20 protein-coding genes and 1 other RNA gene are annotated in these 22,056 nt (G+C 65.9%); 12 read left to right on the forward strand and 9 right to left on the reverse strand.

Going from position 1 to position 22,056, the window contains the following annotated elements; all coding sequences use genetic code 11:
* Positions 1 to 290: 290 nt before the first annotated feature.
* Together B5X78_RS18545 and B5X78_RS17700 are read left to right on the forward strand one after the other, a co-directional pair.
* A complete protein-coding gene (locus B5X78_RS18545) occupies positions 291 to 2,705 on the forward strand; it encodes a hypothetical protein (protein WP_139381618.1) in 2,415 nt (804 codons plus the stop codon).
* A gap of 230 nt (positions 2,706 to 2,935) precedes the next feature.
* Complete coding sequence (locus tag B5X78_RS17700) at positions 2,936 to 3,733, forward strand: YdcF family protein (protein ID WP_217698689.1); 798 nt, start codon at positions 2,936 to 2,938, stop codon at positions 3,731 to 3,733.
* A 21-nt stretch (positions 3,734 to 3,754) separates the two neighbouring features.
* Here the strand turns inward: B5X78_RS17700 and B5X78_RS17705 are convergent, their stop codons facing one another.
* Together B5X78_RS17705 and pip are read right to left on the reverse strand one after the other, a co-directional pair.
* On the reverse strand, positions 3,755 to 4,240 hold the full coding sequence (locus B5X78_RS17705) for a DUF7004 family protein (protein ID WP_079726037.1): 486 nt from the start codon (positions 4,238 to 4,240) through the stop codon (positions 3,755 to 3,757).
* Entirely contained in the window at positions 4,240 to 5,202 is a 963-nt protein-coding gene (gene pip / locus B5X78_RS17710; RefSeq protein WP_079726038.1) for a prolyl aminopeptidase, read from the reverse strand. The genes B5X78_RS17705 and pip overlap by 1 nt, the downstream gene beginning before the upstream one ends.
* A 139-nt stretch (positions 5,203 to 5,341) precedes the next feature.
* On the opposite strand from pip, the gene B5X78_RS17715 reads away from it, so the two are divergent.
* The 7 genes from B5X78_RS17715 to B5X78_RS17745 all read left to right on the forward strand — a co-directional run bounded on the left by B5X78_RS17715 (position 5,342) and on the right by B5X78_RS17745 (position 15,180).
* Positions 5,342 to 7,744 (forward strand): Tex family protein, encoded by a 2,403-nt coding sequence (locus B5X78_RS17715; protein ID WP_079726039.1) that lies wholly within the window; start codon positions 5,342 to 5,344, stop codon positions 7,742 to 7,744.
* Positions 7,745 to 7,762: 18 nt separating this feature from the next.
* Complete coding sequence (locus B5X78_RS17720) at positions 7,763 to 8,320, forward strand: sugar O-acetyltransferase (RefSeq protein WP_079726040.1); 558 nt, start codon at positions 7,763 to 7,765, stop codon at positions 8,318 to 8,320.
* 182 nt (positions 8,321 to 8,502) lie between these two features.
* Positions 8,503 to 9,123, forward strand: coding sequence for a transcriptional repressor LexA (lexA, locus tag B5X78_RS17725; RefSeq protein ID WP_079726041.1), 621 nt, complete (start codon positions 8,503 to 8,505; stop codon positions 9,121 to 9,123).
* On the forward strand, positions 9,123 to 9,749 hold the full coding sequence (imuA, locus tag B5X78_RS17730; RefSeq protein ID WP_079726042.1) for a translesion DNA synthesis-associated protein ImuA: 627 nt from the start codon (positions 9,123 to 9,125) through the stop codon (positions 9,747 to 9,749). Before lexA ends, imuA begins: the two co-directional genes overlap by 1 nt.
* Before the next feature lie 9 nt (positions 9,750 to 9,758).
* Positions 9,759 to 11,177: a Y-family DNA polymerase gene (locus tag B5X78_RS17735; protein WP_079726043.1), complete on the forward strand. Its 1,419-nt coding sequence runs from the start codon at positions 9,759 to 9,761 to the stop codon at positions 11,175 to 11,177.
* Entirely contained in the window at positions 11,174 to 14,611 is a 3,438-nt protein-coding gene (locus tag B5X78_RS17740; protein ID WP_139381620.1) for an error-prone DNA polymerase, read from the forward strand. The genes B5X78_RS17735 and B5X78_RS17740 overlap by 4 nt, the downstream gene beginning before the upstream one ends.
* The gene (locus B5X78_RS17745; protein ID WP_079726044.1) at positions 14,608 to 15,180 is read left to right on the forward strand and encodes an alpha-ketoglutarate-dependent dioxygenase AlkB family protein; all 573 of its coding nucleotides are present in this window, start codon (positions 14,608 to 14,610) and stop codon (positions 15,178 to 15,180) included. Before B5X78_RS17740 ends, B5X78_RS17745 begins: the two co-directional genes overlap by 4 nt.
* On the opposite strand, the gene B5X78_RS17750 is transcribed toward B5X78_RS17745, so the two are convergent.
* The 5 genes from B5X78_RS17750 to smpB all read right to left on the reverse strand — a co-directional run bounded on the left by B5X78_RS17750 (position 15,170) and on the right by smpB (position 18,605).
* Positions 15,170 to 15,622 (reverse strand): DUF1801 domain-containing protein, encoded by a 453-nt coding sequence (locus B5X78_RS17750; RefSeq protein ID WP_079726045.1) that lies wholly within the window; start codon positions 15,620 to 15,622, stop codon positions 15,170 to 15,172. The two genes, B5X78_RS17745 and B5X78_RS17750, sit on opposite strands and share 11 nt — an antisense overlap.
* Before the next feature lie 31 nt (positions 15,623 to 15,653).
* Positions 15,654 to 16,118, reverse strand: a complete 465-nt coding sequence (locus tag B5X78_RS17755) for a DUF1801 domain-containing protein (protein ID WP_229731087.1) — start codon at positions 16,116 to 16,118, stop codon at positions 15,654 to 15,656.
* Between the two features lie 60 nt (positions 16,119 to 16,178).
* Positions 16,179 to 17,393 carry a GAF domain-containing sensor histidine kinase gene (locus tag B5X78_RS17760; RefSeq protein ID WP_188444718.1) on the reverse strand — a complete coding sequence of 405 codons (1,215 nt, stop codon included), beginning with the start codon at positions 17,391 to 17,393 and terminating at the stop codon, positions 16,179 to 16,181.
* Between the two features lie 154 nt (positions 17,394 to 17,547).
* Positions 17,548 to 17,901, reverse strand: a transfer-messenger RNA (tmRNA) gene (gene ssrA / locus B5X78_RS17765).
* Positions 17,902 to 18,116: 215 nt separating this feature from the next.
* A complete protein-coding gene (smpB, locus tag B5X78_RS17770; RefSeq protein ID WP_079726047.1) occupies positions 18,117 to 18,605 on the reverse strand; it encodes an SsrA-binding protein SmpB in 489 nt (162 codons plus the stop codon).
* Positions 18,606 to 18,645: 40 nt separating this feature from the next.
* On the opposite strand from smpB, the gene B5X78_RS17775 reads away from it, so the two are divergent.
* Positions 18,646 to 19,074 carry a type II toxin-antitoxin system RatA family toxin gene (locus tag B5X78_RS17775; RefSeq protein ID WP_079726048.1) on the forward strand — a complete coding sequence of 143 codons (429 nt, stop codon included), beginning with the start codon at positions 18,646 to 18,648 and terminating at the stop codon, positions 19,072 to 19,074.
* Positions 19,075 to 19,326 carry an RnfH family protein gene (locus B5X78_RS17780; RefSeq protein ID WP_079726049.1) on the forward strand — a complete coding sequence of 84 codons (252 nt, stop codon included), beginning with the start codon at positions 19,075 to 19,077 and terminating at the stop codon, positions 19,324 to 19,326.
* A gap of 3 nt (positions 19,327 to 19,329) precedes the next feature.
* On the opposite strand, the gene B5X78_RS17785 is transcribed toward B5X78_RS17780, so the two are convergent.
* Positions 19,330 to 19,719: an outer membrane protein assembly factor BamE gene (locus B5X78_RS17785; RefSeq protein ID WP_079726050.1), complete on the reverse strand. Its 390-nt coding sequence runs from the start codon at positions 19,717 to 19,719 to the stop codon at positions 19,330 to 19,332.
* A gap of 102 nt (positions 19,720 to 19,821) precedes the next feature.
* On the opposite strand from B5X78_RS17785, the gene fur reads away from it, so the two are divergent.
* The gene (fur, locus tag B5X78_RS17790; protein ID WP_079726051.1) at positions 19,822 to 20,226 is read left to right on the forward strand and encodes a ferric iron uptake transcriptional regulator; all 405 of its coding nucleotides are present in this window, start codon (positions 19,822 to 19,824) and stop codon (positions 20,224 to 20,226) included.
* Between the two features lie 90 nt (positions 20,227 to 20,316).
* Here the strand turns inward: fur and recN are convergent, their stop codons facing one another.
* Positions 20,317 to 21,984: a DNA repair protein RecN gene (recN, locus tag B5X78_RS17795; RefSeq protein ID WP_079726052.1), complete on the reverse strand. Its 1,668-nt coding sequence runs from the start codon at positions 21,982 to 21,984 to the stop codon at positions 20,317 to 20,319.
* Between the last annotated feature and the right edge of the window lie 72 nt (positions 21,985 to 22,056).

The following is a 22,056-nucleotide window of genomic DNA, read 5'->3' on the forward strand; positions in this document are numbered from 1 at the left end:
GATTCTTTGGCGACTCGACCACAAGTAACTTGACTCATCTTTTCGAGCCTCGTACTACCACCGCCATGCAATTTCGTGTGGGCAATGCCGGAGGCTCCCCAGCACAGGGCAGGAACCTGGTGTCGACACTCTCTTCAGGCTCACCATCGCCAGGCACGACAAGGCGCGGCCGCGGTTGCTTGCGCGTGGCTCCGTTGGCTGCGTTACTGGTAAATGTGGCGGGTCGCATTCGTGCGACCTCGTGTAAAGAAATGATGCGTCGCCCGAGGGCGACGGCGACCGATGCGGCAATGATTGACGCCAGAGGCAGCGCGACTGCTGCGCGGCGCGACCGTAAAGCATTGACGTACGAAACTCCGAAAGGCCGGATCTATGCGGTGGCGATGCCCGCATGGGCGCTGGTAGCGCCCGGCACCGCCGGCACCGCAGTGCGAGAGTGGACCAGTGACACCGCCGGGCAATGGACGACGTGGGTCGTCGGCGCAGTCATTGCAGTGGCGTGCATGATCATCGCCGTTGCCCGATTGCGTCGACGCCGCAAGGCTCGCCGTGCCGCGGAACTGGCGTGGTCCCGGCGAGGGGTAATCAGCTGGAACCATGTGCGTAAGCCGGGTGACTTGCCTGGCTTCCAGCCTGGACTGCTGAGCGCTGGCCAAAAGCCGCTGCCGCAGCTGGCTGTCCGCATCCCGGATCCTGCGCTTGAGTCACCGGCATGGCTCAACGCCGGGATCACCGTGCACCACGACACGACGCGCGCTACGGGCCAGTCTGCTCCCATCATCAGTTCGGAGTCCGAATCGTCGCTAGGGTGGATGTCGGTAGGCGGTTCCGTATCGTCGCTGACCTATCGCATGAAGGGATTGCCTATCAATCCAAAGGCGGAACCCAAGGCGCCGCAGCCCATAGTGGTGGCTGACGCGGAGATGCTGACAAGCTACAGCGTCGAACCACCGGCCGACAGCGCGGTGCATCCATCGGATGCGGGTTCCGTACCGAAGCATTCGGTGGAAGAGGCTGCGCGATCGCTGGTCGAAGCGGGAGAAGGGGCATTCGTACCCGAGTCTGGGAATTCGTTTGCCGAGCCCGCGACCACCCTTGTGGTGGATATGGCGGAAATCGGGAGCGAAGGGCGGGGCGCACCGAACCACGACAGTACGTTTGTCGAGGCACTAAGCCAGTCTGCGTCAGGCGAGCCAATCGCACTGACGCTGGCCGACGCCAAGCGCCTGCTGAACATGGACAGGCCCCGCGACGCGATTGCGGTGTTGCAACCGGTCCTTTCCCGCCCGGACGTTACGGCTGAAGCATGGACGGTTTGCGGCTGGGCCCGGTGGCGGATGGCCAGCAACCGAGAAGACGAGTTGGAGAATGCGCGCGAAGCAGCTCACGCCTTCCAACAAGCGCTGAGGATCGAGCCGCAGCGCATCCACCTGCTCTCGCGCATGATCGGCCGCTGCAACCTGCTGTGCGCCCAGCAGCTCAACGGACAGGAGCGGGAGAACAGTCTCGACCAGGCCGTGCGGGCGCTGCAGGATGCCCGCATCAGCGGGCAAACCGACCATTCGCTCGATCTGGAACTGGCCGGTGCGCTGTACGAACGGGCCATGGTTTCGCCACACCTGGAACGGGCCTCGTGGCTGGATCGCGTGCAGCATCTGATTGACAGCATGCCGGCACGCGAGATTCTGCAGCAGGGCTGGTTGCAGGCCAATACGCTGTGGGCGCGCGCCGATATCGTCGACTCGCGTACTGCGCAAACGTTGCACGAGCGCGCTTCCGCACTGGTGCAAAGCCAACTGCCGGTACTGGACGACTCCCAGCGAGACGTCTGGCTCACACGCCTCATCGATGGCGAGCGTGCGCATCTGCAGCGCATCAAAGGCGCCGCGCGCATCATCCGGCTTCAGCAGCTCCAGCCTGCCATCCAGGCACAGCTTGACAGTGCCAGCAGCATCGCCCCACTGCTGTCGTGGATCAGTGTGCTGGGGGACTGGGCCGACAGCCTGCAAGGTGCGGCCGCGCCGGCCAAACTGGACGAGACAGAAGCACTGTTCTCGCGCATCCAGACGATGGCGCCTGAAAATAGCGGGGAGTTGAACTTCGCACACGCGTACTATCTGCGCCTGCGCGCACGTCGCGAGCTGAGCAGGTCCGGCCAGGACGCGGCACTGCGCCAGGCCGAGCAACTGCTGGAGCGCATCAGCGCAGACCAGCTGCCGCAGGCGCTGGTGCAGATGGAATCGGCGGAAATTCATCTGGCACGCGCGCGGCTGGCAGAGGGTGCAGCCGCCGAGGCGCACTACGCGGAAGCCGCTGCGCTGGGTGCGGCCGCTTCGCATGCGTCCGAGAACGAAGCGCGTGCCCTGAGCTGCGCCTTGACCGCGCTGGTGGCCCTGCAGTCGCACCGCCGCGATCAGTCCCGCGTGGCCCCCATGCGTCTACTGGCCACGCGCCTGCTGAGCTTGACTCCGACCGATGCCAGCGCGTTGCGGCTGGCGGCTTGGGTCCACTTCTTCGCTGGGGAACACGGCCAGGCCTGCGAGTTCTGCGAAGCCGCATGGAATGCAGGCGCGCTTCGCAGCGATATCCTTCCGATCTGGCAACAGGCTGACACGCTGTGGGCGTACCAGTTGGGCGAACCTGATCGACATCCGCAATGGAAGCGCTTGCATCAGCGCATGCGGATGGCCAACAGCACGAGCTGATTCAATCACGCAACTACGCAGGACAGCCAACCGTGGGGCCCGCGCTCTATCACCGTGTGGAGATTCGTCTGCAACCGCTGCGCCAGTACTGATGCCCCCGGTATGCGGGCAAAGGGCCGCCTCTTGCGGCCGTTTGCTCATGCGGCTTCGACGTCGATGGAAAACGCGGTTGCGCCAAGGTCCATGAGCTCGTGTAGTCTGCCTCGACTCCACAGGCAATGAGGGTGTCGGTGATTCTGGAACGCGTGCAGGCGCCCGTACGGCGTATCGCCCTGGCCCTGGCCGGAACCTTGCTTGTGCTCAATGCGCTGTACCTGTTCACACGCGGCGTGATCCATGTGGGCTCGCTGGCACCGGCCATGCTCGGCGTTTTTTCTTTGGGCTTGGCCTGGCGCTGGCCGGCCGTCATGAACTGGCGCACGACAGGGCGCTGGCGTGAATGGCTCTGGCGCGGCGCCTGGCTGGGGATCATCCTGTGGCTGCTTTCGTTGGCCGCGTTCTTCTGGACCCTGACCCGTGTGGCCTCCGAACCGGTGGCGGACAACGCGCCGATCCAGGCGATCCTCATCCTCGGCTCGGGCTCGCCCAACTGCCAGCCTTCCACGACCATGGAGTCACGGCTGGACGAAGGCCTGCGCCAGGCCGCGCGCTTTCCACAGGCGCGTGTGTTGGTGACCGGCGGCGTCGGCCTGGGCGTCGACTGCAGCGAAGCCAGCCTCATGGCCGATTACCTGATCGAACGCGGCATCCCCGCCGAACGCCTGCTGCGCGAGGAACGCAGCGCCAGTACCGATGAGAACCTGGCCTTCAGCAAACCTATCCTCGCTGCCCACGGCATCGCCAGCGGCGCACCGATGATCCTGGTCACCAGCGATTTCCACCTGCTGCGCGCTTTGCGCATCGCGCGCAAGGCCGGCTACGCCGGCATCCATGGGGCGGCCGCGCCCACGCCGCGCTTCATCCGCTACAACGCCTGGCTGCGCGAGTACTTTGCCACCCTCAGCAGTTGGGCCCTGCGGGAATTCTGAGCCTACCGGCGACGTGCGCGTTCAGAAGCCGCGCGCCCGGCACTCCTTGTCCAGCCGCTTGGCATCGACGTTGCGGCTGTACTGCGCCGCTTCGGCGGCCGGCATGCCTTCCACCAGGCTCTGGTACACACCCAGGCGCTTGATGCGTTTGCCCAAGGGGCCGTTGAGCTTGTTCTCTTCGGCCACCATGCCGGCGTAGAGGATGGTCAGCAGACGATCCACCGCCAGCGCATCGTCACCGTAAGCGGCGGACACACCACTGATCCAGGCCAACACGCCCGGGCTGGCCTGCGCCTGGGTGCGCGCGTACACGCCGACGAAGTCCTCGTACAGCCGGAATGCCCCGTGCCGCTGCGCCAGTGTCTGCAGTTCGGCGAAGTAGTCCACATCGCGCGGCGCCATGCGGGCTGCGCCGGGTGGCGTCAGGTAGACGCACCAGTCATCGAACTGGCCGCGATCGAATTCAATCAACGCGCCATCGGCCAGGGTCTTGAAGTGACGGCGCATCAGCGACCAGCGCCAAACCGGTTCGCCAGATCATCGGTTGCCTGCACCAGCTGATCGACGATCGCCGGATCGGCGGCGCTGTGACCCGCCAGCACGATGCGCAGGCGCGCCTCGGGCCAGGCGCGCGCCAGGTCATGCGCGCTCTTGACCGGGCAGACGATGTCATAGCGCCCATGCACGATCGTGGCCGGAATAGCGCGGATGCGATCGATGTCGCGCAGCAACTGATCCGGTTGCAGGAACACCTGGTGGCGGAAGTAGTGCGCTTCGGCACGCGCCACGCTCAAGGCCACCTGCGGATCCTCGAAATGGCCCGGATCCACCGGATCATGGATCAGCGTGGTGCTGCCTCCCTCGTAATCGCTCCAGGCTTGCGCGGCTTCCAGCCTGACCTGCGGATCGTCGTGATCCAGGCGGCGCCAATAGGCTTCCACCAGATGATCGCGCTCTTCTTCCGGGATGTAGGCGAGATAGCGTTCCCAGCGTTCGGGGAAGATGAAGCGCGCGCCGCCGTCGATTTCATTGAACCAGCGCAATTCTTCCGGCCGGCCCAGGAAGATGCCGCGCAGCACCAGTCCCAGCACGCGCTGCGGATGCGTCTGCGCATACGCCAATGAAAGCGTTGAACCCCACGAGCCCCCGAATACCACCCAGCGCTCGATGCCCAGATGCGTGCGGATGCGCTCGATATCGTCCACCAGATGCCAGGTGGTGTTGTCGCGCAGTTCCGCCGGTGGAGTGGAACGGCCGGCGCCACGCTGGTCGAACAGGACGATGCGATAGCGCGCCGGATCGAAGAATCGACGGTGATAGCTGGACAGGCCTGCGCCGGGCCCGCCGTGCAGGAACAGCACCGGCAGACCGTGCGGGTTGCCGCATTGCTCCAGATGCAGGGTATGCAGATCGTCGACCGCCAGGCGCTCGACGCGATAGGGCTCGATTTCAGGGTACAGCTCGCGCACGGCATGGCTCGGCGTATGGGGACGCCATAGTGTAGGCCGAACCGGGTTGCGTATTTCCCGTGATGTCAACCCGTTTCCCCGAAGCGCCAGGGTTGCCACAATCGAGGTCCCGAACGCTGCACTTTCAGATACGGACTCAATGCAACAGAAGAATTCCCCGCTGGCCCTGCATATCGCCCAGACCATCGCCGCCGAAATCGGCGCCCAGACCGCGCAGGCGCAGGCGGCCATCGCATTGCTCGATGAAGGCGCGACCGTGCCGTTCATCGCGCGCTACCGCAAGGAAGTCACCGGCGGCCTGGACGATACCCAGCTGCGCAACCTGGAAGTGCGCCTGACCTATCTGCGCGAACTGGAAGACCGTCGCGCCGCGGTGCTGGCCAGCATCGCCGAGCAGGGCAAGCTGAGCGACGAACTGAAGGCCGACATCGAAGCGGCCGACAGCAAGGCGCGGCTGGAAGATCTGTACCTGCCGTACAAGCCCAAGCGCCGCACACGCGCGCAGATTGCGCGCGAAGCCGGGTTGGAGCCGCTGGCCGACAGCCTGCTGGGCGATCCCAGCCAGAGTCCCGAGCTCGTGGCCGCGGGCTATGTCGATGCGGAAAAGGGCGTGGCCGATGTCAAGGCGGCACTGGAAGGCGCGCGCGCCATCCTGATGGAGCGCTGGGGCGAAGACGCTGCGCTGGTCGGTGAACTGCGCGGCTGGATGGGCGAGGTGGGCGTGATTCGCGCACGCGTGGCCGAAGGCAAGGAAGAGGCCGGCGCCAAGTACCGCGACTATTTCGATCATGCTGAATCGCTGGCGAAGATTCCCTCGCATCGCCTGCTGGCGTTGTTCCGTGCACGCCGCGAGGAAGTGCTGTTCCTGGATCTGGACCCGGGCAGCGAGGCCGAAGCGGGCCATGTGCTGGCCGAAGGCCGCGTGGCCAAGCATGCCGGCGTCGCCGCGCAGGGCCGCGCCGCCGACAAATGGCTGCTCGATGCCTGCCGCCTGACCTGGCGCGCAAAACTGCATATGCATCTGCTGTTGGATCTGTTCAACCAGGCGCGCGAGAAGGCCGAAGCCGAGGCCATCGCGGTGTTTGGCGACAACCTGAAGGATTTGATGCTGGCCGCACCCGCCGGCCCCAAGGCGGTGCTGGGCCTGGACCCGGGCCTGCGCACGGGCGTGAAGGTGGCGGTGGTGGATCGCACCGGCAAGCTGGTGGATACGGCGACAATTTATCCGCACGAACCCAAGCGCCAATGGGACCAGTCGCTGCACGTGTTGCGCGCCTTGTGCGCCAAGCATCAGGTGGAGCTGATCGCCATCGGCAACGGCACCGCCTCGCGCGAGACCGACAAGCTGGCCGGTGATCTGATCAAACTGGCGCCAGAGCAGAAGATGCAGAAGATCGTGGTCAGCGAGGCGGGGGCGTCGGTGTATTCGGCGTCGGAGTTCGCGGCCAAGGAATTCCCCGGCCTGGATGTGTCCCTGCGCGGCGCGGTGTCCATCGCGCGCCGCCTGCAGGATCCGCTGGCCGAACTGGTCAAGATCGAGCCCAAGGCCATCGGCGTGGGCCAGTACCAGCACGACGTGGACCAGTTCCGCCTGGCGCGGGCGCTGGATGCGCGGGTGGAGGACTGCGTGAACGCGGTGGGTGTGGATGTCAACACGGCTTCGGCTTCGCTGCTGACGCGCGTCTCGGGACTGAGCGCCAGCGTGGCCGAGAACATCGTGGTGTTCCGCGACGCCAACGGCGCGTTCCGCAACCGCCGCGAGCTGCTCAAGGTGCCGCGCCTGGGCGAGAAGACGTTCGAACAGTGCGCCGGCTTCCTGCGCATTGCCGATGGCGACCAGCCGCTGGATGCGTCCTCGGTACACCCGGAAGCCTATCCGGTGGTCGAGCGCATCCTGCAGCGCTGCGGCCGTGAGGTGAAGCAGGTGATCGGCGATACCGGCTTCCTGCGCGGCGTGCGCGCGGAGGACTACACCGACGACACCTTCGGCGTGCCGACCGTGCGCGACATCCTCAAGGAACTGGAAAAGCCCGGCCGCGACCCGCGCCCGGAATTCAAGGCGGCGCGCTTTGCCGAAGGCGTGGAGGCGATCAAGGACCTCAAGCCGGGCATGATTCTGGAAGGCGTGATCAGCAATGTCGCGGCCTTCGGTGCGTTCGTCGACATCGGCGTGCACCAGGATGGCCTGATCCATATCTCCGCCTTGTCGGATCGCTACGTCAAGGATCCGCGCGAAGTGGTCAAGGCTGGCGATATCGTCAAGGTGCGGGTGCTGGAAGTGGACATCGCGCGCAAGCGCATCGCGCTGACCCGTCGTCTGGACGATACGCCGCCGCCGGCAGCCGAGTCGCGCGATGAGCGTGGCCATCGCGAGCAGCGCGGTCCACGCGATGGCGCGGGCCCGCGTGGCGGCGGCAATGCCGGTCGGGGTGGGCGCGACAACGGCGGGCGTGGTGCGGGCGGCGGTGGCATGCGTCCTGCCGCGGCGCCGGCCGACAACGCGCTGGCGGCGGCGTTTGCCCGCGCACGCGACAAGAACTGATCCGGCAGGAGAACGGCGATGGCGCGCACCGAGAAGGAAAAGATGCTGGCCGGCGAGCTGTATTTCGCCAGCGATGCGGAAATCCAGGCCGATCAGGCCGCCACCGCCGCCTGGCTGGTGCGTTACAACGCGGCGCTGGGAGAGTCGGGTGAAACCCGTCATGCGCTGTTGCGCGAGCGTTGCGGGTCGGTGGGCGGGAACGTGGTGATCCGTCCGCCGTTCCATTGCGACTACGGCTACAACCTGCACCTGGGCGAGGGCGTGTTCCTCAACTACGGCTGCGTCATTCTGGACGTGGTCGAAGTGCATATCGGCGCCGGCACGCAGATTGGGCCGCTGGTGCAGATCTACACCGCCGATCATCCGCGTGATCCGGAAACGCGCCGCAGCGGCGCGGAGTTCGGCAAGCCGATCCGGATTGGCCGCAATGTCTGGATTGGCGGTGGGGCGATCCTGCTGCCGGGTGTCACGGTGGGCGATGACGCGATCATCGGCGCCGGTTCGGTGGTGACGCGTGATGTGCCGGCCGGGGCGACGGTGGTGGGGAATCCGGCCAAGGTCGTCGCGGGCGGCTGAGCAGTCGAGCGGTTGAGCTTGAAAGCAAAAGCAGTGCTGGGGGTTTGCTCCCGCTCACACGCAAGGCGAGCTCCTCAAGCTCACAAGCAAGGCGAGCTCTTCAGGCGACCCACCAAGCGCCCCCCAACCCAATTCATGTTTTCACTATTGGCTTTCACCTGTTTCGGTGAAAAGATTTACCTATGAGCCTGAGCCTGACATCCCGCCAAGCCGCCATCCTGGCGGTGGTGCGCCAACGCCTTGCCGAGACCGGCAGCGCGCCCACCCTGCAGGAGATTGGCGCGGCCGTGGGCATCGCCCATGTCAGCGCCGTCTTCAAGCACATGGAGGCGCTGGAGAAAAAGGGCTACGTGAGCCGCGATCCCAGCCGCCCGCGCGGCGTGCGCCTGCTGGCCCCGGCGATGGGCGAGGCCGGCGATGCGCTCAACCTGCCGGTGGTGGGGCGGGTGGCCGCCGGCCAGCCCGTGCTCAGTGACGGCGAGATCGAGCGCACCCTGTGGGTGGACAGCCAGTTGTTCCGCCTGCGCCCGGATTACCTGCTGCGGGTGGAAGGCGACTCCATGCGCGACGACGGCATCCTCGATGGCGATCTGGTGGGCGTGCATGTCACCCCCGAGGCGCGCCACGGCCAGATCGTGGTGGCGCGGTTGGGCGATGAAGGCATCACCATCAAGCGCCTGTATCGCACCGCCAACCAACTGCGGCTGCTGCCGCGCAGCGCCGGCTACCTGCCGATCGATCCCGATCCGAGCGAGGATTTCGCCATCGAAGGCTTGTACTGCGGTTTGATCAGGCAGGACTGATGAGCAGCGTCGTTGCCCTGGACAGCCTGCTGGCCGCACAGACCCTGTGGCACGCCGGACGCGGCGCGATAGCGCCGGCCGACTGCGAAAGCACCGGCCATGCCGCCCTGGATGCGCTGCTGCCGCAAGGCGGCTGGCCGAAACGTGCGCTGACCGAGTTGTTGCTGCCGGCCGATGGCGTGGGCGAGCTGGCCTTGCTGATGCCCACGCTGGCGCGCCTGAGCCAGGCCGGCGGCACCATCGCGGTCATCGCCCCGCCATACATTCCCTATGCGCCCGCCTGGCAGGCAGCGGGCATGGCGCTGGAGCACCTGGCGATCATCGAGGCCAGTCCACGCGAAGCGCTGTGGGCGTTCGAGCAATGCCTGCGCAGCGGCGCCTGCGCAGCGGTGATCGGCTGGCCGGTGCAGGCCGATGGGCCGGCACTGCGACGCCTGCAGGTGGCCGCCGACAGCGGCCAATGCCTGGGCTTCGCGCTGCGGGATCGCAAGCACGCGGCCAATCCCTCGGCGGCGTCGCTGCGCCTGGAATACAGCTCCCATGCTTCCACACACGGCGCCTGGCACGTACGCAAATGCCGCGGCGGCCATCCGCCCGCGCAGGCGTTTGCCTGGACCCGGCATTGAGGCGCGGCCATGCTCTGGGCTTGTCTATGGTTGCCACAGCTGGCGCTGGATGCCGTCCTCCGCCGTTTGCCTGATCCGGAGATTCCGCTGGCCCTGATCAGCGGGCCGGCGCAGCTGCGCAACCTGCACGCAGTCAATGGCCAGGCCGCGCAGGCCGGTCTGCGTGCCGGCATGCGCCTGACCGCCGCGCATGCCTTGCAGCCGGACCTGGCGATGGTCGAATACGAACCGCAGGCCGAAGCGCACTGGCAGCGTTTCCTCGCCGCCTGGGCATACCGCCACAGTTCGCTGGTGAGTGCGCAATGGAGTGGTTGTCTGCTGGTGGAAGTGCGCGCCAGTTTCCAATTGCTCGGTCCCTGGCCACGGATTGAACAGCGCCTGCGCGAGGAACTGACCGCGCTGGGATTCAGCCATCGCATCGCGATGGCGCCCACGCCGCGCGCGGCACGCGTGTTCGCCGGCCTGCGTGATGGCCTGGCCACCCAGCAGGTACCGGCCATGCGCGACCTGCTCGACAAGGTGCCGATTCGTCGCGCCGTGTTGCCGGGCGATGCCGGCGAACGCCTGCACCGGATGGGCGTGCGCGATCTGCGTGGCCTGCGTGGCTTGCCGCGCGATGCGCTGCGCCGCCGTTTTGGCGGGGAGCTGCTCGATCACCTGGATGCCTTGTATGGCGATCGCGAGGATCACCTCAGTTACTACGCGCCGCCGGACTACTTCGATGCGCGGGTGGAACTGGGCCATGAAGTGGAAAGCCACCTGGCGCTGCTGTTTCCGCTGCGTCGCCTGATCGGCGATCTGTGCACCTATCTGTCGATCCGCGACGGCGGCGTGCAGCGTTTCGTCTTGCGGCTGGAACACGAAGGCGGACATACCGACGTGGACGTGGGCCTGCTGGCGGCCGAGCGCGAACCGGCGCTGTTGTTCGAGTTGACCCGCAACCGCCTGGAGCGCGTGTCCATTGCCAAGCCGGTGGTGGCGCTGCGCCTGCTGGCGCGCGAACTGCCGCCGTTCGTGCCGGCCAGCCGCGATCTGTTCGATCAGCGTCCGCAGCAGGGCATGCCCTGGCCGCAATTACGCGAACGCCTGCGCGCGCGTCTGGGTGACAAGGCGGTGTACCAGGTGACGCCGGCCACGGACCCACGCCCGGAACGCGCCTGGCGACGTCTGCAGGGCGATGCACCGCCGATGCAGGACGCTCCCGCGCGTCCACCGCGCCCGGCCTGGTTGTTGCCGCATCCGGTGCCGCTGCGCGATACGCGTGTACGCATCCTCTCCGGTCCCGAGCGCCTGGAAAGCGGCTGGTGGGATGGCGAGGATGCGCGCCGCGATTACTACGTGCTGGAAACCTCGCAGGGCCAGCACGCCTGGGCGTTCGCGCCACCGGGCGAGCAGGGCGGCTGGATGCTGCATGGCTGGTTTGCATGAGCTGGGATGATCGCGTCGATCAACTGGGCGCCGACACGCCCGGCGTGCGTGCGCCGCGCGCCTGGGAAGTGGCGCAGCGGATGGGTATATTGGCGGCCAATGACGACGATGCGCATGCCGTCGATCCGTTTCCGGCCTACGCCGAGCTGCATTGCCTGTCCGACTTCTCCTTCCTGCGCGGCGCGTCCAGCGCAGAAGCGCTGTTCGCGCGCGCCCGCGATTGCGGCTATGAAGCGCTGGCGATCACCGACGAATGTTCGCTGGCCGGCATCGTCCGCGCCCTGGAGGCCTCGCGCGCCAGCGGCCTGAAGCTGATCGTCGGCAGCGAGTTCCGCCTGCACGATGGCCTGCGCCTGGTCCTGCTGGTGGAAAACCTGCACGGCTACAGCCGGCTGTGCGAACTGATTACGCGTGCCCGGCGTGCGGCGCCCAAGGGGCATTACAAGTTGACGCGAGGTGATGTGGAGAGATGGCTGGTTGAAGCCGGCCCTCACCCCAACCCTCTCCCGCAAGCGGGAGAGGGGGAAAAGCGCGGGCAAGCGGGAGAGAACGCGTCTGTACTCCCTCTCCCGCTTGCGGGAAAGAACAAATCTGTACTCCCTCTCCCGCTTGCGGGAGAGAACAAATCTGTACTCCCTCTCCCGCTTGCGGGAGAGGGTTGGGGTGAGGGCAAACCGCCGACCAACGGCCTGTACGCGCTATGGCTTCCGGCCAAGCAACCCGATCCCGATGAAGCGCACTGGCTCAAACAGATCTTCAATGACCGCGCCTTCCTGGCCATCGAACTGCACCGCGAACAGGACGACCAGGCCCGCCTGCACCAACTGCAACAACTGGCGCAGGAACTGGGCCTCACCGCCCTCGCCAGCGGCGACGTGCACATGGATCTGCGCCGGCATCGCATCCTGCAGGACACGCTCACCGCGATTCGCCATGGCTGCACCCTGGCCGAAGGCGGCGCTCATCTGTTCCGCAATGGCGAGCGTCATCTGCGCACGCGACGCGCCCTCGGCAACATCTATCCGCACGCGCTGCTGCAAGCCAGCGTGCAACTGGCGCGGCGCTGCACGTTCCATCTGGACGACGTCCGCTACCGGTATCCCGCCGAACTGGTGCCCGCCGGCCACACTCCCGCCAGCTACCTGCGTGAACTGACCGAAGCCGGCATGCGCCAGCGCTGGCCCGAAGGCGTGCCACCGGCCATCGTCAAACAGATCGATGACGAACTGGATCTGATCGCGCGACTGAACTACGAAGCCTTCTTCCTGACCGTGGAAGACATCGTCCGCTACGCCCGTTCGCGCGAGATCCTCTGCCAGGGGCGCGGTTCGGCGGCCAATTCGGCGGTCTGTTTCGCGCTGGGCATCACCGCGGTCAACCCGGGCGAGAGCCGCCTGCTGATGGCGCGCTTCCTGTCCGAGGAACGCAACGAGCCACCGGACATCGACGTGGACTTCGAGCACGAACGTCGCGAGGAAGTGCTGCAGTACGTCTACGGAAAATACGGACGCGAACGCGCGGCGCTGGCGGCCACGGTGATCCGCTATCGCGGCAAGAGCGCCGTGCGCGACGTGGCCAAGGTGTTCGGGCTGCCGCCGGATCAGATCGCGCTGCTGGCCGAATGCCATGGCTGGGGCAATGGCGAAACGCCGATGGAGCAGCGCCTGCGCGAGGCCGGCTTCGAGCCGGACAACCCGCTGATCGCGCGCGTACTGGCCATCGCCCGGCAGTTGAACAACCATCCGCGCCACCTGTCGCAGCACGTGGGCGGCTTCGTGATCAGCGACGCGCCGCTGTCCACGCTGGTGCCGGTGGAAAACGCCGCCATGGACGATCGCACCATCATCCAGTGGGACAAGGATGATCTGGAAACCATGAAACTGCTCAAGGTCGATTGCCTGGCCCTGGGCATGCTCACCTGCATCCGCAAGGCGGTGCAGTTGATCGAACGCCATCGTGGCTATGCGCTCGACATCGCCCGCCTGCCCAAGGATGAGCCGGAAACCTTCGCGATGATCCAGGCCGCCGACACCGTGGGCGTGTTCCAGATCGAATCGCGCGCGCAGATGAGCATGCTGCCGCGGCTCAAGCCCAAAACCTTCTACGATCTGGTGGTGGAAGTGGCGATCGTCCGCCCCGGTCCGATCCAGGGCGGCATGGTCCATCCCTATCTGCGCCGGCGCATGGGCAAGGAACAGCCAACCTATCCCTCGCCGGGGATCGAGGAAATCCTCAAGCCCACCCTGGGCGTGCCGCTGTTCCAGGAGCAGGTGATGGAGCTGGTGATACACGCCGGCTACCTGCCGCACGAAGCCGACAACCTGCGCCGTTCGATGGCAGCCTGGCGGCACGGCGGCGACATGGAGCCGCATCGCGCGCGCATCCGCGGGTTGATGGAGGAAAAGGGCTATGCCTCGGAATTCATCGATCAGATCTTCGAGCAGATCAAGGGCTTTGGTTCCTACGGTTTTCCGCAGAGCCACGCGGCCTCGTTCGCCAAGCTGGTCTACATCAGCTGCTGGTTGAAGCGGCACGAGCCGGCGGCATTCGCCTGCGCACTGTTGAACGCGCAGCCGATGGGATTCTATTCGGCTAGCCAGATCGTGCAGGACGCACGCCGTGGCCGCGCCGCACGCGTGCCAGTGGAGGTATTTCCGGTGGACGTGACGATCAGCGACTGGGACAACACGCTGGAAGGCGGCGACCGCCGCGGCGAGGGCAGGGATGCGCAGGCGGCGATCCGCCTGGGCCTGCGCCAGGTGCATGGCTTGGCCGAAGCCGCCGCGCAGGCGATCCTGCAGGCGCGACGGCAGCGCCGCTTCGCCAGCGTGGAAGACCTGTGCCTGCGCGCGAGGCTCGATGAGAAGGCGCGCGGCGTATTGGCCGAAGCCGGTGCGTTGTCCGCGTTGGCAGGCCATCGCCACAATGCGCGCTGGGCCGTAGCCGGCATCGAACGCCAGCGTCCCCTGTTGCCCGGCAGCCCGGACGAGATCCAGGTAAGCCTGCCGGCCCCGCGTTCGGGCGAAGACGTGCTGTCCGACTACCGCGCCATGGGCCTGAGCCTGCGTGCGCATCCGCTGTCACTGCTGCGCGAGCAGCTCAGCGCACGTCGCGTGCTGGACTCGCGCCAGCTGCGCGATCAGCCGCACGGACGCGGCGTGCATGCGGCCGGCATCGTCACCCAGCGCCAGCGGCCGGGCACCGCCAGCGGCACCATCTTCGTCACCCTGGAAGACGAGCACGGCATGGTCAACGTGATCGTCTGGCCGGATCTGGCGCAGCGCCAGCGCAGGGCCTTGCTGGGCGCACGCCTGTTGTCGGTGCGTGGTCGCTGGGAACAGGTGGACGGCGTGCAGCATCTGATCGCCAACCAGTTGCAGGACATGAGCGATCTGCTCGGCGCCCTGCAGACCAGTTCGCGGGATTTCCAATGAGCAACGACCTGTTCGGCGCCAGCGCCCTGCGCCTGGTCGACGATGCCCAGGGCGGCATCCGCTACTGGCCGGACTTCGTCGATGCCGCCGTGGCCGAACACTGGTTCGCGCAACTGCAGGCCAGGGCCGCCTGGACCCACCTGCAGCGGCCGATGTACGACCGCATCGTCGATGTGCCGCGCCTGCTGGCCAGCTACGACGTCGAGGATTTCCCCGATGATCTACCGCTGCGCGACATGCTGCTGCGGGTGCAGGCCACCGCGCCGGCGCCGTATTCGCGCGTCGGCATGAACCTTTATCGTGACGGCAATGACAGCGTCGCCATGCACAGCGACAAGCTGCATATCCTGCGCGAGGGCCATCCCATCACGCTGATCTCTCTGGGCGCACCGCGCAGGATGCTGATCAAGCCCAAGCAGGGCGAGGGCAGGGCCATTGCGATTGATCTGATGCCCGGCAGCCTGTTGAGCATGAGCCATGCCTCGCAGATGACCCACGAGCATGGCATTCCCAAAACCCGCAAGCCGCAGGGGCCGCGGATCAGTGCGGTGTTCCGGGTCAGGCCTTGATCGTTTTGCTCGCCTTCTTCGCGCGCGGCGAGGCTGACTTCTTCGCGGCATTGAAGGCAGCGGCTTCGCGGAGCAGCGCCTGCAGTGCTTTGCCGTTGATCGCGTCGGTCTGCTGGATGTCGATGGCGCGGCGGGTGTTGCCTTCCAGGCTGCTGTTGAACAGTTTGGCGGGATCCTTGAGCGCGGCGCCGTGGGCGAAGGTGAGCTTGACCTTGTCCTTGTAGGTTTCGCCCGTACAGATAATCCCGTCGCTGGACCACACCGGCGTGCCGCGCCACTTCAGCTCTTCCACCACCGCGGGTACCGCGTCGTGGATCACCTGGCGCACGCGCGAAAGCGTGTCGCCGCGCCAATCGCGCAACTCGTCGATGCGGGCGTCAATCGCGGCCGATGCATCATCGGCGGAAGCGGCCGGCGTGCTGCCGTTGCTGGTTTTCTTCATGGCGTACTCGTTGCAGGGCAGGGTGGGTGATCTACATCTTCTCGCCGGGCAGCCGGCTGGCCTGCTTCACCCAGTCGGTGAAGCGGGCTTCGTCCAGGGGTTCGGCCTGACTGATGTGCAGGTAGCGCGTCTCGGCGGTTTTCGAGGCGACCGGCGGTTGCGGCTTCAACGAGGTGCCACGGAAGAAGGCCAGCTTGATGTACTTGTCGAAGCAGTGGAAGCTCAGGAACCAGTGGTCGTCCTGCAAGCCATACATCGGCGAGTTCCATTTCACCGCCTTGTGGACGTTGGGCACGGCCGCGTCTATCAGTGCATCCAGTCGACGGCCGACGTCGCGCTTCCAGTCCGGCATGGCGTTGATGTACGCATCGATCGACGCTTGCCCGTAACCCTTGGGTATCTGCGGATTGCCACCGGCAAGCAGCTTCGGCGCAGTCTTGCCGGCGGATGCGTCATGGGGTGCGGCAGCGGTCTTGCGGGAGGTCTTGCCGGTCACCAGGATGCTCCGGACTGAGGCGTGAACTGCGGACCATACCTCATCTGCAAACCAGGATCCTCAGCCGGCCGTTTCCAAGGGCAACTGGAATTCGAACATGGTTCCGTTCGCCTCGGTGGAGATGACCTTGAGTGAGCCGCCATGCGCGATGGCGATCTGCGAGGCGATGTACAGACCCAGGCCCAGACCGGGCTCCAGCCGTCCCTCGTCCTGGCGATTGAAGGGCTCGAAGATGCGCTCGATCTTGCCGGCAGTGATCGTGCCGCGATTGGCCACGCTGAGGCGGAGGCAGTTTCCCCGCGTGCTGGCGATGGCCTGGATGGCGGTGCTCGGATGGCCATGCACGATGGCGTTGATCAGCAGGTTGCTCAACAGCTGCGCAAGCCGATGCGGATCACAATCCACCGGCGCTTCGATGTTGATGGACGCCTGCACGGTGGTTTCCGGATGCGCCTGGCGGATTTCCTCGACCGCCGCACACAACAGTTCTTCCAGGCGTCCGGCTTCGCGGTTGTCCAGGGGCACGCCGCCAGCCAGGCGACCACGCGCAAAGTCCATGGTCACTTCGATCAGTTCGGCCATGCGCTTCACGCTTTGCTGGATATGCCCGACCTGCTTTTCCTGGCGACCGTTCAACTCGCCCATCTCCAGCAACGAGGCCGCCATGCCAATCGACTGCAGCGGGTTTCGCAGGTCGTGCGCCAATACGGCGATGAACTCTTCGCGCTGTTTGGCGACGCGCTGCGCCTCGACCAGGTCCTGGTGCGAGTGCTCCAGTTTCTCCTGCGACTGCATCAGGGAAGACGACCTCTGCTCCAGCTCGGCATCGGCCGTGAGCCGTTCCCCGGAACTGTCCAGCGCCGAACCGTAGAGATTGGCCAGGCGCTGCATCGCGTCGATCACCGCCGGGGTGACCCGCCGCGGTTCGGGGTCGAAAGCGCACAGCGTGCCGAACAGCTCGCCATCGTGCGTATACAGCGGAACCGCGACATAGCTGCGCATGCCGAGTTGCCCGGGCAGCGGGTTGTCGCGCACGTCCGGGTCGCGTTCGGCATCGGAAAAGAACACCGGCGCGCAGGTCTCGCGAACTTCGTGGCAAAAGGTCAGGCGTGCATCCAGCACTTCGCCCACGCTCACCCCATAGCCGGCGCGATCCACGGCGTCCACCGCCAGCCAGACGCGGTCAGTCACCCGCGCGGCGACGACGCAACGCATTCCCGTGACGTGGGCAGCCAGCTCCAGCACGTCCTGACTGTTTCCGGAGGAGACTGCCATCCGCAGGTTCTGGACCGCTTTGCCCAGTCGCATGGCGCCCCACCCACCTTGTGTTGCCTGCGGAAAAAATGCGCCGCGCAAGCCCGATTGTCCAGCGGCGCAGCGCGGGCGCCCAACAAAAAAGCCGGGACCTTGCGGTCTCGGCTTTCGTGTTTGGTGGAGGTGGGGGGAATTGAACCCCCGTCCGAAGGCACTCCATCCCCGGTACTACATGCTTATCCCACCGTTGGATCTCGTCCCCAGGCAGCACGGCGAGCAAAGCGCACCTTGGGACCAGCCTGTTTCAGGTTGACCGGGCGCTGACAGGCAACCACTCCCGGCGATTCCGTGATAATGACCCTACGCTACGAACACGGACACAAGTAGTTTCGGGGCTTACGCCTTAAGCGGCGAGAGCGTAGTTGTCGTCGTTGGCAACTAGAGTTTTGCCGCTGGATTAACGAGGAAAGCTGCCCCCTCGGCATGCACCAGGTAATTTCGCAACCCCCGTCGAAGCCAGTGCACCCCCGGGAGACGTCAAAACTTCCTGACCCAAGCAGTGTAGGGGCGGGTGCGGGGATTCACAAGCAAAGGGCCCCAGACCTGTTCAGCGATCTTCATCGCCAGTTACAGCCCTCTTGGTAAGGGGGCGATTCGCGGCGAAGCCGCGAATGGGGGATCGGGGGTACATAGCGGGGCCCGAGGTTTGCGCAGCAAATCTAGGGGTGAAGGTGCGTAGCAGCTTCACGCATTTTTATTGTGCGCGCGCATCACGCGGGCTTTCTCGCGTTCCCAGTCGCGCTCCTTGCTGGTGGCACGCTTGTCGTGGCTCTGCTTGCCCTTGGCCAGCGCAAGTTCGGCTTTGATCTTGTTGGCCTTCCAGTACAAGGAGGTGATGATCAAGGTGTAACCGTCACGCTCGACCTTGCCGATGAGGGTGTCGATCTCGCGACGATGCAGCAGCATCTTGCGGGTGCGGCGATCATCCGTCACCACGTGACTGGAAGCCTGGATGAGGGGGGTGATCTGCGCACCGAACAGGAAAATCTCGCCGTTGCGGATCATGGCGTAGCTTTCGGTGATGTTGGCGCGGCCGGCGCGGATGGCCTTGAGTTCCCAGCCCTGCAGGGCGAGGCCGGCCTCGAAGCGATCCTCCAGGTGGTACTCGTGGCGGGCGCGCTTGTTCAACGCGATGGTGCCAGTTGCTTTATTCTTGTCCGGTTTCTTTCCCATCCGTTTATTGTCGCCGAAGGCGGAACCACAAGCGAGCCACATGCAGACCATCCGCCGCAGCGCCCTGGTCGAACACGCCGCCAGCCGGATGTTCGACCTGGTCAACGACGTCGCCGCCTATCCCCGCCGCTTTGACTGGTGCAGTGGGGCGGACATCATCGAAAACGCCGACAACCGCCTGGTCGCCCGGCTGGATCTGGGCCTGGGCTCACTCAAGACCTGGTTCACCACCGAGAACACCTTGGAGCGGCCGCACCGCATCGACATGAAGCTGGTCGATGGTCCGTTCAAGAAACTGCACGGTCAGTGGGATTTCCACGCCCTGGACGAGAGCGCCTGCAAGGTCACGCTGACCTTGAGCTTCGAACCCGCCAGCAAGTTGCTGGTGCCGGCGTTGGCGCTGGGCTTCCAGTCGCTGGCCGATCGCATGGTGGACGATTTTGTCCGCGTGGCTGATCGCGGCGGATAGATGCGCGTCGAATTGCTCCGCGCCTGGCCGCATCGGCATGAAGCCGTGCAGGTGGAACTGCCGGATGGCGCCTGTGTCGCCGATGCGCTGCGCGCGGCCGGCTGGGAGGCCGACGCGGAAATCAGTGGTTACGCGGTATTCGGTGTGATCAGCCAGGCCGACAGTCCGTTGGCCGATGGGGATCGTCTGGAACTGTTGAGGCCGTTGACCCTGGACCCCAAGGAAGCGCGCCGCAAAAGGGCGCGCAAGTAGCCGTCAGCGACGGGCGCCCTTCTTCTTGTCTTTGGCGAGGTTGCCGAAACGGCCCATGTCGCTCGAAAGCTGCAAATCGTTCTCGGGGAAGTACTCGCCCTCCCAACTGGCCAGTGTGTCGCCCTGGAAATGCAGGGTGAGGTTCTTGATCTCGGTGGTGCCGCGGCGATTGGTCCGCTCGGTGGCGGCATAGTCCCAGCGCTGGGCATGGAAGGGATCGGCAATCGAGGGGCTGCCAATCAGCGCCTGTACCTGCTGCTTGCTCTGGCCCACGGCCAGCTGGTCCACCGCCGCCTTGTCCAGCAGGTTGCCCTGGTAGATGGGTTGCTTGTACAGAATGCCGCAGCCGGCGGTCAGGGAGGCAAGGGCGGCAATCAGCAGGAATTTGCGCATGAGACGTCTAGGGGTGGAAAACATGCCGATGATACACTCCCTGCGACCGCCGCAACCTAGGACCAGGCAGCCGGCACTAAACCGGTAGTGAATGGAGACGCCATGGAATCCCAAGATCTTCGCAAGGTCGGCCTCAAGGTCACCCACCCCCGCATGCGCATCCTGGAACTGCTGGAGCAGCGCAACACCCAGCACCACTTCAGCGCGGAAGACATCTATCGCCAGTTGCTCGACCACGGCGATGAAATCGGCCTGGCCACGGTGTACCGGGTGCTGACCCAGTTCGAAGCCGCCGGCCTGGTGCTCAAACACAACTTCGAAGGCGGTCAGGCGGTCTACGAACTCGATCGCGGCGGCCATCACGACCACATGGTCGACGTCGACACCGGCAAGATCATCGAGTTCGAAAGCCTCGAGATCGAAAAGCTGCAGCGCGAAATCGCCGCCAAGCACGGCTACATCCTGGAAGAGCATTCGCTGGTGTTGTACGTGCGCAAGAAGCGCTAGAAGCAACAGCGAAAAGCGCCCCCATCCCAGCCTTTCCCCGCAAGCGGGGGGAAGGGGCCCATAAACCGTTGCAAGCGGTCAAGTGGGTTGTCAGATCACGTCGGCCAGCAGCCGCTTGGCCGCCGCGTGCGCTTCCTTGCTCACTTCCACGCCGCCGAGCATGCGCGCCAGTTCTTCCTGGCGTTGCTTGGCCGACAGCAGTTCGACCGCACTCTGGGTCATGCCGTCCACCGGCGCCTTGCTGACGCGGTAGTGGGCGTGGCCCTGGGCCGCGACCTGGGGCAGGTGGGTCACGCACAGCACCTGGCGCTGGTTGCCGAGTGCCCGCAGTTTCTTGCCGACAATGTCGGCCACCGCGCCGCCGATGCCGGAATCCACTTCGTCGAAGATCATGGTTGGTACGGCGTCCACGCCCAGCGCCGCCACTTCGATGGCCAGCGAAACGCGCGACAGCTCACCACCCGAGGCGACCTTGCGCAGGGGACGCGGCGGCTGTCCGGCATTGGCCGCCACCAGGAATTCCACCCGCTCGGCGCCGCCGGCATCCGGTCGATCCGCCTCGTGCGGTTCCAGGCTGATCTCGAAACGACCGCCGCCCATGCCCAGTTCGGCAATCAGGGCGGTGGTGGCTTTGCCCAGCTCCTTGGCGGCGCGTTGACGGCTGCGGCTCAGGCGGGCGGCGGCGTCCTTCCACTGCTGGCGGGCGTCGTCAATCAAGCCATTGAGCACCAGCAGCCGCTCGCCGGCACCGCGCAGGCCTTCCAGTTCCTCGCCCATCGCTGCGCGCACGCGCGCCAGGTCATCCGGGCTGGTGCGGTGTTTGCGTGACAGATCGTGGATGCGGCTCAGCTTGTGCTCCAGCGCTTCGAACTGTTCGGGATCGGCGTCCAGGTCTTCGCGCAACTGGCTGAGCAGCGCCAACGCTTCATCCAGCTGGATATGGGCGCTCTCGAGCAGGCCATCGACCTCGCCCAGGCGCGGTTCCAGGCTCAGCATGCGTGCCAGCTCGGCGCGGGTCTGCTGCAGTTGGCGGCCCAGCGCCTGGCCTTCGTCATCGCCCAGGCGGGCCAGGGCGGTGTCGCAGGCCTGGATCAAGCCGGCCGCGTTGGCGTGGCGGCGGTGGGCGGCGTTGAGTTGCTCGATTGCCGTCGGCGCCAGATCTTCGCGCTCCAGCTCGGCCAACTGGTGTGCCAGGTAGTTCAGGCGATCCGAGACGTCGCCTTGCCGCGACAACTGCTCGCGCTCGGCCAGCAGCGCCGACCACTGCGCTGCGGCCATGGCCACCGTCTCGCGTTCCTTGCCATTGCGCGCGTAACCATCGAGCAGCTCGCGCTGGCTGGCCTTGTCCATCAGCGCCTGATGTTCGTGCTGCCCGTGAATCTCGACCAGACGGCCGGCCAGTTCGCCCAGTTGCCCCAGGGTCACGCTGCGGCCATTGATCCAGGCACGCGAGCCGCCATCGGCGCGGATGACCCGGCGCAACTGGCAGGCGCCGTCGTCGTCCAGCTCGTTCTCACCCAGCCAGGTTTGCGCCGGGGTATTGCCGGCCAGCGCAAACTCGGCCGACAGCTCGGCGCGCTCGGCGCCGTGGCGGACCACGCCGCTGTCGGCGCGCAGGCCGGACAGGAAGCCCAGCGCATCCACCAGCAACGACTTGCCGGCGCCGGTTTCACCGGAAATGACGGTCATGCCTTCGCCGAATTCCAGCTCGGTGGCGCGGACGACGGCGAAATCCTTGATCGAGAGATGTCTGAGCATGGGCCTATTGTATGCGGGGCCATGACCCCTTCATGGCGCGCGCAGTCTGTGGCCGTCCGGTCGCAGCCGTCG

It is taken from the genome of Pseudoxanthomonas indica (assembly GCF_900167565.1).
Lineage (GTDB): Bacteria > Pseudomonadota > Gammaproteobacteria > Xanthomonadales > Xanthomonadaceae > Pseudoxanthomonas_A > Pseudoxanthomonas_A indica.

What these genes read in the sequence shown, in the direction of transcription:
- B5X78_RS18545 (WP_139381618.1), top strand. Translation starts at nt 291, where the DNA reads ATGATTGACGCCAGAGGCAGCGCGACTGCTGCGCGGCGCGACCGTAAA.
- B5X78_RS17705 (WP_079726037.1), bottom strand. Translation starts at nt 4,240, where the DNA reads ATGCGCCGTCACTTCAAGACCCTGGCCGATGGCGCGTTGATTGAATTC.
- B5X78_RS17715 (WP_079726039.1), top strand. Translation starts at nt 5,342, where the DNA reads ATGCAACAGAAGAATTCCCCGCTGGCCCTGCATATCGCCCAGACCATC.
- B5X78_RS17720 (WP_079726040.1), top strand. Translation starts at nt 7,763, where the DNA reads ATGGCGCGCACCGAGAAGGAAAAGATGCTGGCCGGCGAGCTGTATTTC.
- lexA (WP_079726041.1), top strand. Translation starts at nt 8,503, where the DNA reads ATGAGCCTGAGCCTGACATCCCGCCAAGCCGCCATCCTGGCGGTGGTG.
- imuA (WP_079726042.1), top strand. Translation starts at nt 9,123, where the DNA reads ATGAGCAGCGTCGTTGCCCTGGACAGCCTGCTGGCCGCACAGACCCTG.
- B5X78_RS17735 (WP_079726043.1), top strand. Translation starts at nt 9,759, where the DNA reads ATGCTCTGGGCTTGTCTATGGTTGCCACAGCTGGCGCTGGATGCCGTC.
- B5X78_RS17740 (WP_139381620.1), top strand. Translation starts at nt 11,174, where the DNA reads ATGAGCTGGGATGATCGCGTCGATCAACTGGGCGCCGACACGCCCGGC.
- B5X78_RS17745 (WP_079726044.1), top strand. Translation starts at nt 14,608, where the DNA reads ATGAGCAACGACCTGTTCGGCGCCAGCGCCCTGCGCCTGGTCGACGAT.
- B5X78_RS17750 (WP_079726045.1), bottom strand. Translation starts at nt 15,622, where the DNA reads ATGAAGAAAACCAGCAACGGCAGCACGCCGGCCGCTTCCGCCGATGAT.
- B5X78_RS17760 (WP_188444718.1), bottom strand. Translation starts at nt 17,393, where the DNA reads ATGGCAGTCTCCTCCGGAAACAGTCAGGACGTGCTGGAGCTGGCTGCC.
- smpB (WP_079726047.1), bottom strand. Translation starts at nt 18,605, where the DNA reads ATGGGAAAGAAACCGGACAAGAATAAAGCAACTGGCACCATCGCGTTG.
- B5X78_RS17775 (WP_079726048.1), top strand. Translation starts at nt 18,646, where the DNA reads ATGCAGACCATCCGCCGCAGCGCCCTGGTCGAACACGCCGCCAGCCGG.
- B5X78_RS17780 (WP_079726049.1), top strand. Translation starts at nt 19,075, where the DNA reads ATGCGCGTCGAATTGCTCCGCGCCTGGCCGCATCGGCATGAAGCCGTG.
- B5X78_RS17785 (WP_079726050.1), bottom strand. Translation starts at nt 19,719, where the DNA reads ATGCGCAAATTCCTGCTGATTGCCGCCCTTGCCTCCCTGACCGCCGGC.
- fur (WP_079726051.1), top strand. Translation starts at nt 19,822, where the DNA reads ATGGAATCCCAAGATCTTCGCAAGGTCGGCCTCAAGGTCACCCACCCC.
- recN (WP_079726052.1), bottom strand. Translation starts at nt 21,984, where the DNA reads ATGCTCAGACATCTCTCGATCAAGGATTTCGCCGTCGTCCGCGCCACC.